Origin of the sequence: Flavobacterium kayseriense (genome assembly GCF_014305095.1) — a bacterium.
Classification (GTDB): Bacteria; Bacteroidota; Bacteroidia; order Flavobacteriales; family Flavobacteriaceae; genus Flavobacterium; species Flavobacterium kayseriense.
Map to the genome: position 1 here is coordinate 218,233 of NZ_JACRUI010000001.1, position 18,767 is coordinate 236,999.

General features: G+C 38.8%; 1 protein-coding gene. It reads right to left on the bottom strand.

Annotated features, from left to right (window positions below; genetic code table 11):
* Window positions 1–155: 155 nt before the first annotated feature.
* Complete coding sequence (locus H8R22_RS00895) at window positions 156–18,752, bottom strand: Ig-like domain-containing protein (protein WP_187009399.1); 18,597 nt, start codon at window positions 18,750–18,752, stop codon at window positions 156–158.
* Between the last annotated feature and the right edge of the window lie 15 nt (window positions 18,753–18,767).

Below are 18,767 nucleotides of genomic sequence, written 5' to 3' on the forward strand. Positions count from 1 at the left end.
CGTGACCCTAAAAAGGGTCGAGCTATCCGTTATATCTTTTACTCTGCTATCGCATCATAAAAGGATGCCAGTGCTATCTCTCACGCAAAATCGCACCTATTTCTACTATAAAACCTCTATTCAAATTCACGAATAGGGGTTTTCAATTAGTTCATTTAATAAACCAAGACCTTACTGCTAATTATTTTTTTGTTACTACCAACGACAACAATATACACTTGATTTTTTATTCTCATGTCAAACGGGTGAATCATTTTTCCTTCAGCTTTTTTATTTACCAATAATTTTCCTGAAATGTCATAAATTTTAATATCTGTCTGACCTTCTATTGTGCTTAAATCTACATTGATATTATACCCATCATAATAAATAAGCGCTGGTAAGGTTGAAGACTCATTAGCAATGGGCGAAAAGTGAATTACAAATCGATCTGTAGCATCTTTCGTTGAACCTTTAAATTCGTAAGTTGAATTCAAGTTTAAATCAGATACCGTATTTGTTTTTTTATCCTCTAATAAAAGGACATCAAAATTAGCTGCCTTACTATCAATACTCACAGCATAATTCCCGTCCTTACCCGCTTTGAAACTTAATGGAACTGCTGGATTTTCTACCACATCCGTTAAATAGCGCACTGACAAGTCTATATTCGAATCCGTTAAATACGCCGAAGGAGCATCAATATTGCGACTAAACAGCTTTAAAGCCCCAGCTTCATTAGTATTAAATCCAAACTGCAACAATACCTCATCAAATCCGGAACCATCGTTTGCTTCAATCTTGACTTTTAAACGATTCTCTTTTTCGGCTTTAACTTTCATCCAATTATTTGCACCACTATTTACTCTCACCGCATTCGCCATGGTGATGGAACCTGCTGTATTAGCACGCACAAAAAATCCTTGTGTAGGTGCTATATACTGTGTAACGCTATTAGTCCCCGTAGTACCAGCTGAATTAAAAACGCCGTAATTATTAGCGGCAGGGTTCCAAATATACATATCGTAGCCGCCTGCAGTGGTAACTAAATCGGAGCGTGTCCAACCTGTTGCCGATTTCCAATCGATAGATGATGGATAAGGATTACCTATTAAATTAAAACCTTTAACAGTCAAGTCTGGACTACTATTGGTTAACGGATAAGTTACGGTACCATTATTTAGTAAACCTGCAAATTCTTTGGTAGGATTAACCGCTTGTGTAGAATATAAATACCCTCTCCCTTTTACAAAACTAGTTGTAGGGTGTAATGATGGCCAAGTTGGCGCAACAGTGGTATTCAACAAATAGGTCCAGCACGGCGTTGGCTCGTTCCATAAGTATAAATCGTAACCAGTACCATTACCGTAAGTACCTGAAGGAGTCCAATTTGTTCCTGAAATGGTTTGATTAGATACTGGAGACGCTATAAAATGCCAAGCTTCTTTGACGCCACTAATATATCTTTTTACCGTTGCAGGCACATTATCTGAGTTATGAATTAAAGAGGCGTTTCCGGCACTATTTGATTCCAAAATCAAGCCAGCTGTTCCACCATTATTAGTTATCGCACCTGAAACGGTCAATGAATTACTAGCATCAATACTTAGTTTCTTGCTACTATTAATCAACAATGTTCCTGAAACACCTATTTGAGCCGCATTGGTAACTTTAACTCCTACCCCATTATTGATCGTAAGATTGGTAAAGTTTCCCGCTACTGCGTTTTGCGCCGCATCCACATTATACACAACAGTTCCACCCCAATTTTTACCTGACGGAAAAGGCGTCAGACTTTGTGCAGCAGGAACCCCTGTGAGCAAAGTTCCTGTGTTGGAAATAGTATTAGTCACTGACAAGATAGAAGAACCCATATTAAGAATCCCTGAATTGGTAAAATCACCACTAACAGTTAAATCTCTTGCAGTAGAAACGGTTCCTCCCGTATTAGAAATGGATAAATTATTCAACAGTAGGGGCGTTGCGGCCCCTCCAATACTTTGAGAAGCAGTTCCGTTCATTTCTAATGTACTACCGTTGGATGCAGTAAAACTACCGTTACTACTAAAATTACCACCTATTTGATGTGTAAATGCTCCTGTTGTGAATCCCGCAGTCGGGTTAATTATAAAGTTACCTTTTGTAGCTAATGGATTGACAGCCGTTCCAAATGCCGTTCCAGAAATAGTGAAATCTCCATTTATTTTCAAAGCTACGCCGCCTGATGTTGGCATCATTGTTTTGGTACCGCTATTGCTAAAAATTAAGTTATGATAACCACCAGTGCCTGCAACCAGATTAAGAATCGTTTGATTTGCACCATTATACTCTATTGTATTTGGAAAAGCTGTTGCATTAAGAGGACCATTATTTGTCATGACTCCAGCAATTCTAGTAATAGCTCCAGTTTGTGGTGTAAGCGATCCTCCTAAATTTATAGTTAAATTATTAAAATTAGTAGTTCCAGTAATTGTTGCTGTAGCTCCAGAAAAAGACACTGTAGCTGCACCAGCAGTGAATCCACCATTATTAATCCACGCATTTGCATTTCCAGCTACGGTAATGTCGTAATCGGTTGCCACCAGAGTAGCTCCTGCTGCAATTTCTACTGTTTTTACAAACGCGGGTGCAATCAATGGTAACACATTACGGTAAGGAGCTAAATCGCCATTATTATCCGACGGCAAACTTGATGGGTTAGGAATCAAAACTGCATCATCTATATTAGGTACTCCACCATTCCAGTTTCCTGGTAAACTCCAATCTCCATCGTAGGAGGCAGAACCATTCCCTGTCCAGGTATGCACAGTCACATTCGAATAACTTAAACCCCATTGTTTCACATCTAAAGAAGTCGAAGTCGCCAAAAAGTCGATGGCAGGCCCTGTTAATTGAAGCCAATTATTGCCTGCGTCATTTCCATTTTGGTTTCGTGGAAAGGATTTCACAAAATTATTCACACCCAAATTTGGATCGTAACCATCCCAATACACAAGCTTTGTTTCATCCGTTTCTGTTCCTTGCAATTCACTGTCCAAATAATGTAGCTTGACTATAATTCTGTCGTTTCCGCCAGATTGAGCAAAACTGTAATATCTCTTAATTGCGGTAGACCTCCATGAAGGAGCTGTACCCAATACAATTTTACTGCTAACCCAAGTAGGTTTTGTACTTCCTGTTACATTTAAGAAATTAATCGTCGTGAACGGATTACCAAAATCATAATCTTGTCCGTTATTAAAGACATGTTCTCTGCGTACAATTCCACTTACGTCACCCATACCAATAGTTACTGCAAGTGCGCCCATATTTAAAGTCGTTGTTCCGGTCATATTCAAAGCACCCCTAACTGCTGTAGGATTTGCTGTAACTAAATTCAAATTACCTTCTACTGTTAGGTCAATACTGCTATTTACTCCAGCATTATTATTGATAGAAAGATTCTTAAAAGAGGTCAAACTTGCCCCCGAGATCGTTTGTAATGCGGTACCATTTAATAAAATAGTTGTTCCTGTCTGGGTCGTAAATGATCCGTTATTAACAAAGTTTCCTCCTATTTCATGGTCAAATAAACCCGTATTAAATAACGAACCAGAGCCTATTGATAAATTTCCTGCAAGGTCTATAACATTATTTGCAGTAACACTAGCCAGACCCCAAATGGCCAGATCACCCAAAACATCCATATTTTGACCAGGCATTGTTTTAACATCTGTGCCACTTAAACTCAAATTATAATACCCTGGAATCGTTCCGTTTGGATAAACCACATTTTGTGTAGCCCCGTTATAATTGATTGTATTTAAGAATGCTGTTGCATCTAGAATACCATTATTGGTCAGTGCACCAGCAATTCCCATGTTGCTATTTGCTTGTGGAGTTAAACTAGCTCCGCTGCCAACAATTACATTATAGAAATTAGTATCTCCACTGATTTTCAAATTAACATCCGTAAAAAACACACTACTCGTACTCGCATTAAATGTACCACCAGCATTTTGCCACACTACATCTCCACTATCATTAAACAAATAAAACTCTGATCCAGAGCTAGCATTTACAATACCTGCATTTTGAATAATCAATTGATGTGCCTCGGCTACTGTTGGTAATATTGGGTCATAAGTTGTAGTAGTCGCATTCGGTATTGTCATTCTAGTAAACTTGCTAGGGTAACTTGCGGGAGTCCAGTTAAACGGGTTATTCCAATCAGTAGATTGTGAACCATTCCAAGTAATATTAGGATTTTCTGTAGATGACAAAGCAATCTCCGTTTGACCAAAAGCGGAAGGTCTTGCGCCAATATTAACGTTTTTTAAATCGATACTATTATTGGATTCATCTTTCGAATTGTATCCCCATTCTACTATGGTAGGAGTTGGTAATCCTATTGCACCAAAAAATACCAATTGTGATTCATCGGCACCATTTAGTTCCGAATCCAGATAATTTAATTGTACTGTTGCATAATTATTGCTAGCCCCTGTTTGAGCTAAATCATACACTCTTTTCACAGCCGTTGTTTTCCAAGTTGGGGCAGCACCAATCTTAGTTTTTACACTTACTTGCGTAGGTTTTGTTCCTATTGCGCCAAAAATAATCAAGGTTTTACTATTACCAAAAGTATACGATTGATTGGTGACAAAAGTATGCGCACGTTTTACAATTCCGGTAACATCTCCTATCCCTGTATTTGTAGCCGCAGCAGACAGTGACAGTGTATTAATCCCCATATCCAAACTACCTAATGTAGCAGTTGGATTATCACTTTGTAAATCCAAAGTTCCGTTAACCGTTAGGTCTTTACTAACCGTTACACCAAACGTATTTAAAACCAACAAGTTATTAAAAGCCGTAGTAACCGCTGTACCAGATATGCTTTGAGCAGCAGTCAAACCATTCATTACAAACGTACTCCCTGTAGTATTGAGTACCCCATTGTGAGTAAAGTTTCCTCCAACTGTATGCGTGTTGGCCCCAGCGTCAAAAGTAGTGTTTGCTCCTACTGACAAATCCCCTACAATCACCATACTGTTAGGAGTAGTGACACTCACTGTTCCTGCCAAAGTAAAATTTCCTAAAATAGATAGGTTTGTTGAGGGTAATGTTTTCGTACCGCTTCCGCTCAGAATCAAGCTTGAATAACGATTTGTAGCAGCATACGGAATAACTATATTTTGATTTGCGCCATTGTACTCTACCGTGGTTACGTTTCCATCCCAAGCCGGACGCCAAACTCCAATATTATTCATGGCACCTGCGATTCGCATCGTACTTCCGGTTTTCATAAGTAAATTAGCATCTGTATCAACAGTTACATTATAAAAACTAGTTGCTCCAGCAATATCTGCAGTATCACTTTTAAAGAGAACCGTACTTGTATTTGGATTAAAAACCCCTCCTTCATTCACCCATACATTAGCGCCATCTGTCAATGTCATTTGAGCATTTGCAACCGCATTTAGTATACTATTGCTTTGTAATTTGATCGCTCTAATAGTAGTTTCGATAGGAACAATAGGATCAAATGTAGTTATAGCTGCGTCGGGTATAATGATATTCACAAAATCTGACGGAGCTCCATTTGGTGTCCAGTTATTTACGGTAGTCCATGACGTACTAACAGATCCGTTCCAAGTTAGGGTTTCGATCTCGTTTGCACTTAATCCAAGCTCCAAAGTACCGAAAGTAGAGGGGAAAAATGCCATGTTAATATTGGACAATTTCACCCAGTTTTCGGTTGTATTGATGCTAGCACGACCATGTTCGAATAAAATTCCGGGTGGATTTCGATAAGAGAAATACACCAATTTACTTTCGTCGTTATTATTTATCTCAGAGTCCAAGTAGCCCGCTTTGATTGTTGCAGCAGTTGGACTGGTACCCACAGCTCCTGTTTGAATTAAGGCATAGACTCTTTTCACGCCGCTTGTTTTCCAAGATGGATTGGCGCCAATTGATAACTTAACGCTAATCGAAGTTGGTAATGTTCCTGTATTTTCAAAATAAACGACCATGTTTTTATCATTAAAACTATAGTCTTTATTTGCAACAAAACTATTTCTTTGAACAATACCTGTTAAATCACCATCACCAACAGTGACCGCATCTACTCCCATGGTAATGATTTTTGTTCCTGTGTCAAAAGTTCCTTTCACATCTGATGGATTGGCGCTTAGTAAATTTAAAATCCCGGTAATCGTCAGGTCACTATTTGAGGTTACCCCCACTTCATTATTAATGGTAAGATTCGGAATCGTATTCGACACAAAGGCGCCACTAGAAATAGTTTGCAGTTCGTCACTTTCAAAAATCACAGTTGATCCTGCAGTAGTCGCATCGAGTTGTCCACCGTTGGTGAGATACAAATCGCCACGAAGGGTTAATGCTTTACCGTTTACTTTAAATTTATAGGTAGATTGTCCATTGACTATACTTCCTACTATTCGATCTTGATCCAAAACACAATCTCTAATAGGGGATGCTGCAAAAACAATTGATGCTTCGTCTAATGGAACTGAACCAGCAGACCAGTTTCCAGCGGTATTAAAATCAGTGCTCACTGTTCCTAGCCAACTATTGGTGTTAAACTCCCAAGCCCCAATATTTGGCGGAATACCACGAGCCGTTTGCGCATAATCTAGAGTAATATTTGTACCTACTACCCCAAGAGTAGAGGTATTTACTTTATAATCGCCAGCAGTCAACCCACCTGCATTTGAAAAACCTGGGTTGCTATTATTACTATTTGCGTCTTGACCGCTTACGATTGGTAATGAAACAACATTACTTCCGTTGTAATTTCCTATCACGCCGCCCGTGCCTGATGCCCAATAAATATTATAATCCAAAGTCAAATTACTTGCGCCGCTATAGTTTAAAAACACAGCATAATGTGCATTTGTCCCACCTGAAGTTGCTCTAAAATTCGAAAAAATGTTATTTCTAAAATCTCTTACTGTTCCACCTGCTGCTTCATAAAAAGCATACGATTTATTCACAATTCCACTACCTAATGACCCATTGATATAAACAGTATTAAAATAAAGGCTTGAACTACTGCCACTTGCTCCACTACTGTAAATACCGTAAATGGTTGTCGCGGTATTACCGCCTAATGTGACAATATTATTAGCTAAAGTTGCCGTTCCTTGGCCAATTCGAATACCATAAATACTCGCATTAGCAGAACTAGAACTAACGGATAGATTTCGAATAAAATTACGATTGACCAAATTTGCCCCTGTACTGCCCGAAAAAGAAATACCTGCAATGTACCCCGTAAAAGCGACATTTGTATTTGACAAATTGTAGATAATCGTTTCTGTCACCGTATTCACAGCCGCCGTTCCGGTCATCTCAACCCCAGAAACTGTGCCCGTAGTCGCACCCAATGCGGTGCTAAACAAATCATGAATACTATTTTTCACCAAAGTTGCCGTTCCTGCAGTGGTATACACACCCACTGTTCTAGACACTTGCGTACCTGTGTAGGCATTGCTCAAATTGACAATCGTATTAGTTGTAAGCGTATGAGTTCCGGTAGACTGCAAGTATATCCCTATCAAATTCTGCCCAACGGTTGCCGTAGACGCTGTAGAAGCTGTTGCTATACTATTTGACGTCCCATTACTCCCAATTATATTCTGAGTAATATTGATTGTTCCGGCAACACCTGATTTTTTGTAAATTCCAGTAAAACTATGTGCAGCCGTTGTACTGCTTCCGTAGATTGAAATAGAGCCAATATTATTTTTCGAAATAGACACAGTGTTGGCACTTCCTATATAAATTCCGTAGGAATCTGCATTGGTATTTGTTGTCAATGTAATAGATCCTGTACCTGTTGCCGAACCAATAACATTTCCCGTTGTCGTACCAATATTAACTGTACCTGCGTTTACTTCTATTCCGCGCCAAGGCGTTGCACTTGAACTGGTGTAATTGAAATTCTGAATCGAATTTGACTGAATTGAACTTGCTGTAACAGCACCAACATTTAGATAAATTCCTCTAAAACTATGATTGGTATTGGCGTTTACAGTCCACGCACCACCCCCGTTTACTGCTGCTTTACCACCGATATAATTGCTAGAAACTGTAAAATTATTTCCGTTTACATCATCAATAAGGATAGCAGTGTACACATACGAGCCCGTTGTAGGGACCATAGTATTCGTTTCATAAAAACTGTTATTCGAAATAGACCAATCAGATGAGTTTGCACCCAAGTTGATTCCGTTTGAAGAACTATTATTGTTGACAAAATCAAAAATAGTATTGTATCGTATTGAATTTGAACTATTTTCCTTACCTGCAGTACCAAGGGAATAGATTGCATTTATAGGTCGGTTTCCTGCCGAATTGCTTATCGCATTGTATTCTACGATAGTGTTGTCATTACCATTTCCTGTGGTTGAGGTAGCAAATTCAAGCAATCCATTTGTAGCACTATTGGATGATCCGTTAATATTTAAGTATTTTAAAGTATTTGATTCAGCTGAATTACTCAATCGAATAGTTGCTGTGCCGGCACTATTTGACGTACTTGTGTTGACGATACTCAAACTTTTTGTTGACCCCGTTTGGTTCACACGTCCATCGAGGGTGACATTATCGGCACCGTTCAAACTGATTAATGGTGCAGCTGCAATAGCTCCAGAAACGTACAATCCTGTTTTAGTAGGATACATTTTCAAGCTAGTCCATGCTCCTTGGTTAAGCGTAGCAGTAGTGTCTTCGGTAGTGCTTCCTATAAGCGTTACGACTACATCTTTACCGGTTTGATCATAGCTATTTATGGCCGCAAAAGCTCCAGAGACCTTACTATAACTTCCGTTACTTAAGGCATTAGCGTTTGAAACTATGACATTTGGCAATTTTCCATTAAATTCGTCAGCCCCTATATCTGGCGCAGATCCCGCACCATTTGTTTGCACTGCATAACCGGTGTTCCCTGCTCTGATTTGACCTTCAAAATCCGTGGTAATTCCCGAAATATTCACAGCCCCACTTTCGATAAAAGTAATATCATTGTTGCTTATTTTTAGAAAATCAACACTAGACCCTACTGTACTTATAAACTGTGGATTTTCGGATACCGAAAGTTGATCACGAGGAGCAATTGTACCTGCTGTAAAAATACCCGCTTTGTAGGCGGTTATATCTTGGGCAGCGTTTGTACCGTTAGAATAAATTAAATTACTAGCACTTGGAACTCCAGCGTAAAATAAATTATTATTAGACAACGAATTATAATTATTAAGTACCAATGAGGTACCCGGGCCTTGTCTAAAAGCAACTGTCGATCCAGTACCATTGGCTGTAGAAAGATTTACAACAATGTTATTTCTTAAATTTAACGCACCGGTACTCGCAGTCGTATTGGCTGCATGAAATACTGCACTAGACCCAAAATTTGTTCCGGTAGATGTCGCATTTAGATAAATACTATTAAAATATACATTAGTTGTCGATCTAACACCGTTATTGGTCATGCTTATTCCTCGCACATTGTCTGTCATATTTGCAGCTGGGGCAGTTATTGATGCAATTCGGTTATTGTGAATAGTGGTAACTTGATCGGCGGTTGTTCCCGAAACCAATATTCCGTTTACTGTTCCAGTTGTAAGACCTGAAGCTGATGACGAAATATCATATATTTTATTTTGATAAATTGTAGTAATAGAACCGCCCGTAACTCCGATTCCGCTGACGCTTCCTGTCGTGATATTATTCGCTTGAAGACCATAAATGGTGTTTTGATAGATATTTTTTTCAGTTCCGCTAGTGATAGCAATACCGTTTACAATCGTAGCCACAGTTCCTGTAGATACTAAAGAATAAATGTTATTCGAATAAATTTTGTCATTTCCTGCTCCTGTTGTAATTCCGTAAATCGATCCTGCACTGGTATTGTTTCGAATAGTATTGTTTGTCGTTGCATTGGCGGTACTGGTAATATTAACGTTCATTGCGATAATTGTTCCAGTTCCTGCAGTCCAATTTTCAAATGTATTTCCAGAAATTGTTTTGGTAACCAAACCTGTTCCGGCATCGGTATTTACCCAACCCGCGATCGTCGCCGCTCCATTTATCGTAATATTCGAAAAATTATTATTGTTATTATTTACTACCACATTACTATTGTTTGTGGAGGCGATACTATTAAACAAGGTGATTGCTCCACTTGCTGCCGTACGTGTAAATGAGGTCGCAATACTGTTATTGTTAACATTTTGGATTCCGTTTGCAGGCATGATCACACTGTTGGAGATAAAAATAATTCCTCCAGTAGTGTTGACATTTAGTGCTGTAAAAGTATTTCCGCTAATCGTTTGAGATAGAGTAGTAGCCGAATTGATAATATAGGTGTTGGCATTTGTACCCGCAACTGTATAAGTAATTCCTCTTATATCATTATTTTGAATTGATAAAGCACAGTTTGCAGAACCACCTGTGTTACTGATTCCTAATAAAGTAGCTGAATTGGCAACAGAATAAGTGATTAAACCACCTGTAATATTTCCTAATTGGTTGTTTTCGATTGTAATTTGAGATAAAACAGCTCCACTATTCGAAATTCCTGTAACTGCTCCAGTCGCTACCGCCTTAGTTAAATTTCTAATTTTGTTTGCCGTAATCGCTACCGTTGTGGCTGCAGCAGTATTTGAAACACCTGTTAAAATTCCTGTACCTGTTGTGGTTGCGGTTACCACAGAATTATTTGTTACAGACACCAGTCCAGAAACACCAGCATTCAAAATACCATTTAAAACAGATAACGCCGTACCATAAGACGAAACATTCTGAATCGTATTGCCACTAATAGTGATTCCTCCAGTAGCTAGATTATAGATTCCGTTCAAAGTACAAACCCCTGTTGTGGTCGTTCCTAATGTTCCTATGGCGATCGAATTTGCCGTACTCGTACTTCCAATCGTATTGTCCGCCACTGTAAATTGCCCACCTCCAGCGGTGTTGATACCATGAAAAGTATAGCCTATACCGGCAGCTCCACTTGTACTAATGGAACCAATGGTATTGTTTTTTATATTCACCGTACTTGTTGAGGTACAATAAATACCTGCGACATAACTAAGTGTTATACTAGAACTCACGGTAATAGAACCATTTCCAGTCGTTTCACCTATTGTATTTCCAGTTGTAGTACCGATATCTAATTTTCCTGCTAATACCGATATTCCCGTAAAAATACCTGGAGCTGCCGTAACAGCTGTAGATACCGTATTCGATAAATTGATTCCTGCAATTTTATTTCCTTGAACGCTTGATGAGGATAAGGTTCCAACCGTCATTTCGATACCAAAAAAACGATTGCTTACTGCTCCACTGTAGGTAGTTGTTCCCGTTGAGGAAGCATTAGCATATCCTATGGTGTTGTTTAGTATCGAATAACCTACTCCCGACGCAGTTATAATATTGATACCTCTATGAGTATTTCCTGTTGTAGCAGTACGAGTTGCCGTTTGAAAAAACTTATTTCCAGAAATAGTCCAAGCAGAACTATTAGAAGCAATTAAAATTCCGTTTGAAGCCAAAGCAGCATTGTAGTAATCTTGAATGGTATTATTGCTAATGGTAATTTCGCTATTGTCAATCAATACGGAACTTCCGGCAGAATAAATCGCATTGGTAGGCAAGTTAGTTCCAACCGCTTTGATCGTATTGCTTACAATCGAATTGTTAACATTACCTACCGATGCAGCTGTTGAGAACAGTATCGTAGCAGTGGAAGCTAATGTTGATGCTCCTTCGATAGTACAATTGCGCACTGTATTATTTGTCGCATCATTTATAAAACGGATAGTACTCGTACCTGCCGTACTCGCTGTGCTAGCATTCGAAATGGTTAAAGAATTTCCGCCACTGTTCAAACCGTCAACAACAACGTAATCTGCCCCATTAAAATTAAGTAAGGCACCTCCTGTTAGTGTACCTGAAATTGTTCTAGCAGCTCCTCCACTTGGAGAGATGGTCAGCGTACTAAAATCGGTACAACCATAATTCAATTGATTCAATGCATTTGTTCCAGGCTCTACAATATCGCTAATAATATTGGCTGTCAAGTTAGCGGAAAGTCCTTTGGAATTTAACTCGGCAAACAAACCACCAGTCCCGGTAAGCGTTGGATAAGTCCCGCCAGTTCCCACAGTTACAGTCCCGCTTAGCCCGGCCAAAATTGTAAAACTGTTAATGGTACCCCCGATAGGAAAAGCAGCAGATGTCAACGCTACACTTGTAGGCGCAGCCGCGTAGGTACCTGTATTGATACCCACATAAGGCGACGGTGTTACAATGTCTTGGGCAGTAATGAAATACTGAATCACATCGTTAGTCGTTGCTCCACCAAAAAGCAGACTATAATTAATAGAGAAATCAAACGGACTTGCAGTACTCGTTGTTTCAATATATTTCCAACCATCTGTACTACTTGTATTTGTAGCTGGCAAAACATTGCTGTTGCCAATAGCTTTCTTAAAATAAATTCTAGGTCGTGTACCGGTAGTAACATTTACTCCAGTTGCATCTGAAATAATAGCCGAAATGGTTTTGTTACTCAAACAACTATTGTCGGCTAGGGCAGTGTACGTTATCGAAGGAGGTGAAGCATCAATCGCCACATAGTCATTTTCATACGCCCCCATATCTGGCGCTGAAGTACTCGCTCCTGTATACCCTGGATTTCCTTGACGAATAGTACCTAAATAATCCACTATATAATCAGCAATATTCACCGCTCCACTTTCTATTTGCGTAGCGATACTGGTATTTACTTTTAAATAATTCGCATTGGAACCTGCTGTGCTAATAAAATTTAAATTTTCACTTACCGAAACCTGATCACGTGGCGCGATAGTTCCAGCAGTAAAACTTCCGGCCTTGTATTGTGCAAAAGTTTGTGCCGTACTCGTTCCGTCGCTATAAATTAAATAGGTTGAGCTTGGTGTTCCAGCATAAAATAAATTGTTTTTTGAGGTAGTTGCATAATTGTTTAATGCATTTGCACTACCTGAGCTTCGACGAAAAGCTACCGTTGTTCCTGAACCTTTTGGTACTGAATTATTAATGATAATATTATTTCGCAGATTCAATGTCGCGGTAGTAGCAGTTGTGCTTGTAGTATGGTAAATACCCGATGAGCCCGAGTTAGTCCCACTCGAAGCTGCCGCATTTAAATAGACTGTATTGTAATATACATTGGTCGTCGAAGTCGTACCAGTCGAGATAAAACCCAGTCCACGAATCAAGTCTGTTCCACTAGCTGCACTTACTCTCAAATCTCCTATCACATTATTTGTAACATTAGTTATCAAGGAAGCCGTACTACCCGAAACTTGAATACCATACACCACACCACTTGAAATAGCAGTACTTGAAGAGGATAAATCATAAATTTTATTTCCATCTAAATTTACTGCTGATCCTCCGGTAACCCAGATTCCTGTAATCGTTCCAGTAGTGTTAGCTCCTGCAGATAAAGTAAAAACTTTATTTTCATATACATTCACAGTTGTCCCACCAGAGATTAAAATTCCACGCACAGACCCAGTTGTAAATGCACTTCCTACTAAATTAGAAATCGTATTTTGATAAATATTTTTTGTAATTCCACCAGTACTATTTATACCGGTAATACTAGTTAATAACCCTCCCGAGGAACTGAAGTTGTTTATGGTGTTTTGATAAATTTTATCACTTCCCACTGCTGTTGTGATCCCAGTCAAAGAACCCGTACCACTTATATTTTGAATACTATTGCCATAGGTTTTATTCGTTTCACTAACAACATTTACATTCAGCGCTGTTACAGCACCTGAACCACTTGACCAGTTTTCAAATTTATTGTTGTAAATTGTTTTATCTACATTACCGGTTCCTGAATCTTGATTTACCCAACCGTTGATAGATGATGTTCCTCCTTGGGTAATGTTCGAAAAGTTATTATTATTATTTGTTACTACTACACCGGTATTATTTGTAATGGCTGTACTTGTAAATAAAGTTATTGCTCCCGAAGTAGCAGCTGCATTTCGAACAAAGCCTGTTACGATACTGTTATTATCAATGTTCTGAACACCATTTGCAGGCATAGTAACACTGTTCGAAATGAAAGTAATTGCTCCTGTAGTGTTTACATTAAGATTAGTAAAGGTATTATTGCTAATGTTTTGTTTTAAGGTAGTTGCAGAATTGCTAATATAAGTATTGGCATTTGATCCTGATGCTCCGGTATAATTAACACCTCTTATATCATTATTCTGAATCGAAAGTTCACAACTTGCGGCACCCCCAGTATTATTTATCCCAAATAAAGCAACTGTATTTGCAGCAGAATAGGTCACTAATCCACCACTTGTATTCCCTAATTGATTACCATTAATATTTATATTCGTCAAAATAGCGCCAACATTTGCTATGGCAGTGAAATAACCACCAGTGGATGTTCTTAAATGATTCCTTATGATATTGTTGTTAATATTTAAAGTAGAAACTACAGCCGAATTGTAAATAGGATAATACGTAATGGCAGTGCTTGAATTTGTACCTGTGTTGGTACCCGAAATAATAGAGTTTGTATTAATATCTACCGTACTCGATCCTGCTGTATTTATAATCCCATTATAAACTGAGAAACTTGTTCCATAAACCGTGGTATTTTGAATCGTATTAGTAGTTATCGAAATTAAACCTGACCCGCTATTAAATATTCCTCGAAAGGTACACACTGCCGCCAAAGTCCCCGAATCACCAATAGTAATTGAATTTGCTGTCGTTGAACTTCCAATAGTATTATTAGCTATAGAAAAATTACCACCCACACCTAAAGTATAGATTCCGTTAAACGTATAACCAATGGCGGTACCACCGTTTGTAATGATAGCTCCTACATTGTTATTACTGATCCCTACAGTTCCTACTGACGAAACATATATTCCGTTTATCAATCCTAATGAAGTAGTGCTCGAAACCTGAATGGCATCAGTACCAGTGGTGGCTCCAACAGTGTTTCCAGTTGTAGTACCAATGTTTACATTTCCTCCCAGTACTGAGATACCCGAAAAAATACCTGCAGCTGAAGCTGTACCAATTGTTGTAGAAAAATTGATATTACTAATAGTGTTTCCTTGTACATTCGATACTGTCGCTGTTCCCACCGTCATTTCAATCCCTCTATACAAAGTTGATTGACCTGTGTAGGTGGTCAAACCTGTTGCCGATGCACTATTATACCCAATAACATTATTATTTACAGTATAATTTATTCCAGAAGCTGTAATAATATTAATAGCACGGTGCGTTAAACCTGCAGTTGTCGTAGTACGAGTGGCTGTTTGATAAAATTTATTATTCGAAATTGTCCAAGCCGAACTATTCGAAAACAAATAAATTCCGTTTGAAGAAGCCGCAGCATTGAAATAATTATAAATCGTACAATTGCTAACAAAGTTTGAACTGTTGTCTGCACTCACAGAAGATCCTGCAGAATATATTGCATTAGTAGGAGTAGTTGCCCCATCACGTATGTCGCAATATTCAATCGTATTGTTATCATTCCCCACAGCATCACCTGACCCAAAAACGATTAGACCACTTGCTGTAGAGGAAGTTGACCCTTGTACATTGCAATATCTGATTGTATTTGAAGTGGCATCATTTATAAACTGAAGTACACTACCACTACTGTTTGTATTCGAAAATGACAAACTTGTACTTCCTAGCTGGTTTACTCTACCATCAATAATTACATTGTCTGCCCCATTCAAATTGATTAATTGTCCCGCAACACTTCCTTCTATTTTTAAATTTGGTGCCGTAGGATAAAGTAAAACCGAAGAATACAAAGAAGATCCATTTCCAGAATTATTCAAAGTAGCCGTAGCCGTTTCAATTGTATTCCCTCTAATTTTTATGGTAATTACTCCTTGATGTGTTCCATCATTAATTTTATCAAAAGCTTCTTTTACTGTCGAATAGCATCCGAAAATTGTTCCTGCACTTGCAGCAACTTCAACATTACCAGTACTAATTATTGCCGTTACTTGAGTTCGCGTCGCTGTTGTACAACTCGTATTTGTAGCATCAACCCAATAAGAGGTTGTTGTTGATAATACGGGAGTTGTAAAACTCGTACCCGTTCCCAAAGAACTTCCACCTGTAGCTGCAGCATACCAATTTATGGTTCCTGCCGAAGCAGTTGCACTCAAAACCACACTTCCTATTCCACAACTAGATGCATTTGTAGTTTGTGTAATGGTAGGAATAGGATTCACCGTTAAGGTTGCTGTTGCAGTCGCCCCAATGATATTAGCTTCGTTTGTAAATCGCACTCTATAGCGATTCCCGGTCATGATAGCGGTTACGCCCGTGAGCGTAAGCCCTACCGATGTTCCACTTGCTACAGTTCCCGATTGACCCGATAAATCAACATAAGTACTTCCGTTATTGGTACTTACTTGCCATTGGTAACTAACAGTCGTGTTGGCTGTTGTTGTTGGAGTAGTGGTCAAAGTAGCTGTTGTTGCCGTGGCTGAAAAAGTTACATTTTGCCCCTCGCATGCTGTTTTATTTATAGGAGCTGCGCTTACATTTAGACTAATTCCTTGTGTATAGGCACTCTTTCCACCAGATGTAGTCAAAGGAGTGGCATAACTTGCAATTAACACTTTACCAAAAGCATCTACTTGTGGAGAACCTGTTATTCCGCCATAAGTTCCATCACCATTAGTATCAACCAATGCGCCATAAGCTTCATTAGCATCAGAGCAACCATCATTATCACTATCCGCATCTAAATAATTAGGTATTCCATCATTGTCGTTGTCACATCCTAAAACAATTTTACTTATCTCACTACCAGATAAAACTGAAGGATAATGCACTACATCATCGATCAATCCTCCAAAATAATTTGCTGAAGAGGCACCAAAAGCACCTCCATTTGAATACCCTATATGCTGTACATCAGAATGTGCTGCTAATTCACCAAATCCTGTTGCCAAGGTCGTTGAAGCCACTCCATCGAGGTACAAAATCACATTTCCGTTACTATAGGTAAGCGCTACATGATGCCATAAGCCGTCACCCGGATACGTGAATGTAGCCGTATTTTTCTGCGTTGCATCGCCACCTTCGCGCACTGCTGCCTCTAATGTTGCACCGTTTAAACGAACAGCAACACCATTGGTAGTTCCTCCTTCTTCAAAAATGGTTTGAATACCCGAAAGTGAACTTGGCTTTATCCAAATAGAATACGAAAAATTAGTAATTGCTTGGTTCAAAAAAGTACCATTGCTATACTGCAAATAATTAGAAGTTCCGTTGAAAGATGCCGAATGCGTTCCCTTTTTACTATCTGTGGAAAATGAAACAGAGCTGCCCGATTGTGCATTATAATTATTTCCAGACAAATCAGCAGTCATGTTGTCCAATGACCAATACCCATCATAACCCGCAGTAGGAATACAATTGTTTTCGATCGCATTCAGTATACCATCATTATCTGCATCCAAATCAAAAATATCCCCCACACCATCACCATCCTTATCGTTTGGTATCGTCACAAAAACATCAATACTACCGATTTGCGAACAAACATTTGACAATTTTTCGGTAAGCGTATACGTATAACTTGTATTGGTCGTAGGATTTACAGCAATAGAAGCAGTGTTAGCGCCTCCTGGACTCCATACTATCGTTGGGTTTAACGGAACGTCATCATCATACGTTGGACTACCATATAGCGCACCGTCTTCAGCACTAGCAGTACTGGCCAGATCCAAAACCGAATTATCGAAATTGATATACACATCCAAATCAGCATCTACTACGGGAGCGTTGAGTACGTGATCTTTTTCAATAACAATTTCAGATTGCAGCAATGATCTATTCCAAAGTTTAAAACCATCTACTTTTCCATTAAAATAATTATTTGAGCTCGTAGTATTGTTTTGAAAGCGAATATTAGAATTTGATCCGATGGCTACAGCTCCAGAATGAGCATTGATACCATTGCTCGCTTTAGTACCTTCGTTGAATGCTCCAATTAGTGTCCCGTTCAAATACCCTTTAAAATGCGATCCATCTGTGGCGTTTTGATCAAATACAAAAGCAACATGGTACCATTGACCAGCAACTATATTTGCACTAGGTGCATTCCATACTGCGTTACTCTCCCAAGGTAAGCAATATACTTTTCCTCCTTCAATATACATGGAGAGCCCATTGGTTGCACCTCCCTCATTATACAAGACTTGACGTGTAGTCACATCATTGGCTTTAAACCACAGCATAACTGTGCGATAGTCTGTAGTCCCAAGATTAATTAAATTAGAATTGGAAATCCCTACGTAATCAGATGTTCCATTTAGTTTAAGGGATTTATTAGCAAAGGTAAGTCCAATATTAGTAGTTTGCCCTGCCACAATTGTGGGGTTTGCCGTAGATGTAAAAGCTGCTTTTTGGTCAATATAAATTCTTTTCGAAACGACACCTTGAGAAACACCACCAATAAAGCCTTCAAAGGTAATGGTCCCTCTATTTCCGTAACCCCATGTTACATTGATTGTTGGTGAGGTACTACTAGAAGGAGTTCCTCCTGTAACTGTCCATTTATACGTATCGTAAGAAGTAGAATAGCTGTAAGTAACGGCTTCGTTTTGACAAACTATATTTTGAGATGGAGCAATTTGCGCCAACATACAAAATGAAAAGAAGAATAGCGTTAAAACGTAAAATAATTTTATTTTCAAAATCTTTTAAGATTT